General features: G+C 54.0%; 4 protein-coding genes. 2 read left to right on the top strand and 2 right to left on the bottom strand.

What is annotated here, in order from left to right; genetic code table 11:
• On the bottom strand, nt 1-315 hold a 315-nt coding region (locus ACXRVY_RS24080), incomplete at its 3' end, for an ATP-binding cassette domain-containing protein (protein ID WP_458238436.1).
• 336 nt (nt 316-651) lie between these two features.
• Between ACXRVY_RS24080 and ACXRVY_RS24085 the strand changes: the two genes are divergently transcribed.
• Together ACXRVY_RS24085 and ACXRVY_RS24090 are read left to right on the top strand one after the other, a co-directional pair.
• Nucleotides 652-813: a hypothetical protein gene (locus ACXRVY_RS24085; RefSeq protein WP_223457253.1), complete on the top strand. Its 162-nt coding sequence runs from the start codon at nt 652-654 to the stop codon at nt 811-813.
• A gap of 53 nt (nt 814-866) precedes the next feature.
• Nucleotides 867-1,457, top strand: a complete 591-nt coding sequence (locus tag ACXRVY_RS24090) for a helix-turn-helix domain-containing protein (protein WP_223457351.1) — start codon at nt 867-869, stop codon at nt 1,455-1,457.
• Between the two features lie 66 nt (nt 1,458-1,523).
• Here ACXRVY_RS24090 and ACXRVY_RS24095 read toward each other — a convergent pair whose 3' ends face one another.
• Nucleotides 1,524-2,024 (bottom strand): hypothetical protein, encoded by a 501-nt coding sequence (locus ACXRVY_RS24095; protein WP_223457251.1) that lies wholly within the window; start codon nt 2,022-2,024, stop codon nt 1,524-1,526.
• Between the last annotated feature and the right edge of the window lie 449 nt (nt 2,025-2,473).

Here is a 2,473-nt window from a genome sequence, read left to right on the forward strand (position 1 = left end):
ATCCAGCACTGTGCGGTGAGGTAACAAACCAAAATGCTGAAACACCATACCGATGCGTCGCGACCTCAAATCACGTAAAGCCTTGTGGCTCAACCCGCTGATCGCTTGACCCTCGATCAAGACTTCACCACTCGTGGGTTCGATCAAGCGGTTGATGTGACGCAACAACGTCGACTTGCCGCTTCCAGACGTCCCCATCAAGCACAAGACCTCGCCCCGACGCACCTTCAAGCTGACATTGCTCACTGCCGGTGGTGCAGAAGAACCTTTTTTTCGCAGATAGGCTTTGGTGACGTTTCGCAGCTCAAGGACCACATCATCCTCATTGGCTTGATCGTCGGAGGGTTTCGCAAGTCGTTGAGCAGACTCGGGCCGGGCAGTCGCAAAAGAGGATTGAATGATAGTCACAGGAGCTCCCGGCACACTTTCTGAGTTCTATAAAGCTAATAGATCTTAAAAAGCACAAACAAATATCTTTTTGGAATTAGCTTAAGCTGCTCCGTTCCTTCCCCTGGGTCAGACCTCGGTCCAATTGCCTGAGCTTAAAATAACCAAAAAGAATTAATAAATACAAAAATAGTATTTATAGTTATATGACTATCCGGGTACGCTCAGTTCATCCCGTCATTTACCACCACAGGGAAGTGCCCCATGAATCCGACAGCCAACGTCATCGACTTCGTCAGCTACCGCAAACGCAAACAGGCTCAGCAACGGGCGCGGGCCATGTGGGAAATGTACGCACGCAATGCAGGTTTGCAGGCCGCTCAGTGGGTGCACGCCGCTAAAGCCAGCGAGACGCGTCACGCGTGAATGCGCAAGAACCCTCGCGCTTTCTGGCGAGCGCCGACGAGCCCGTGCTGGATTTGAACAATCTGGAACCATTGGAAGAAGACCCGATCTGCGAACGGGTCGCACAGAACTTGCAACGCCTGCGCAGCAAGCGTCATCTTTCCCTTGACGCCCTGGCCCGGCAGTGTGGTGTGAGCCGGGCGATGTTGGCGCAGATCGAGTCCGGGCGCAGCGTGCCGTCCATCAAGGTGCTGTGCAAAATCGCCAAGGGCTTGAAGGTGTCGGTGGCCGCCTTTCTGGAGCATCGGGCCTTCGAAGGGGTGGCGATGCTGTCGGCCAGCCAGAGCAAACGTCTGGTCAGTGCCAGCGGCGCCTTTGTCAGCCGCGCGCTGTTTCCGTTCGACGTGGCGCGCCAATCGGAGTTTTACGAACTGCGCCTGAGCCCGTTGGGAGAGGATCAGTCCGAAGGACATGGCCCCGGAGTGCAGGAAAACCTGGTGGTGGCTCAGGGTGTGCTGGAGATCAGCGTCAACGACAAGCGCTACCTGCTCTCCACCGGCGACTCGATCCTGTTCTATGCGGAYCAGCCCCACCGCTACCGCAACCCGGCCGACAGTGAGGCGGTGGCCTATCTTGTGGTGACTTACCCCGAACGCCTGGACTGAAAAGCGGACATTAAAAAGCCCGGCAGGGTTAACCCTGCCGGGCATATTAACGTCTGATGCCAAGGATCAGCAGGTGCAGCACATCAGCGGCATGCCATTGCAGCTCATCATCATCGGCATGCTGCAGTCGTTCATCATTTTCATCATCAGGGCGCAGCAGCTTTTCATCATGTCCATGTTCATGCCTGCCATCGGCATGATTTTGCACATCATGCAGTCATCCATCATGGTGCATTCCATCACGCACTTCATCGATGGCATCGGCATGCCCATCATCGGCATTGGCATCATCATGTTCATCATCGGCATGGCCATGCTCGCCGGGGACATGCCCATCATGCTCATGTTGCCGCAATGCATCATCATCGGCATGCCGCAGTTCATCATCATCTGCATCATTTCGGCGCTGTTCTTGAACATCGCCATGTCCATGCCGGCGGCCGGCATCATCCTGCACATCATGCCATCGTCCATCATGTCGCAAGTCATGGTCGCCATCATCATCGGCATGCCCATCATCGGCATGTTGGTGTTCATTGGCATTGGCATCTGCACGGCGTTCATCATGGTGTTGCTCCCCGGAGGATTTGAGAGTTGGACGAAGTTGATGGCGTGGATTCTAAGGATTGGCGGATGGCCGGCAAGAGGGTGATCCAGCAGCAAAAATGGACGCCGGAGCCAGATTAATGAAGTACCAGGGGGAGTTACGACTGCTATAGCAGCCGTTTAATTGCTATTGCAGATTTCTTTAAAGCCATCACGCCGTTTCATCGGCTTTGGATATGCAACTTAAATCTTTTTACATAACTGAAAGAAATAAACGATCTAACCAGTATCGACTTGTTTTTCTCCTTCGCCGGGAGACTGACTATACGCCCCCCCTATTATGTAAAAACTCGAGAGACTTCAACGTCTCTTGCTACGCCGTAATCACCAACAGCCTGGTAATCCCCGCCCTCGCGCTCGTATTCACGCAGAATCCGCAAGGCTGAGAACACCAACACAAGGAGCAGGGT

The organism is Pseudomonas sp. P5_A2_2 (genome assembly GCF_054177685.1).

Coding starts and splice junctions, on each gene's coding strand:
- ACXRVY_RS24085 (WP_223457253.1), top strand. CDS start 652: ATGAATCCGACAGCCAACGTCATCGACTTCGTCAGCTACCGCAAACGC.
- ACXRVY_RS24095 (WP_223457251.1), bottom strand. CDS start 2,024: ATGATGAACGCCGTGCAGATGCCAATGCCAATGAACACCAACATGCCG.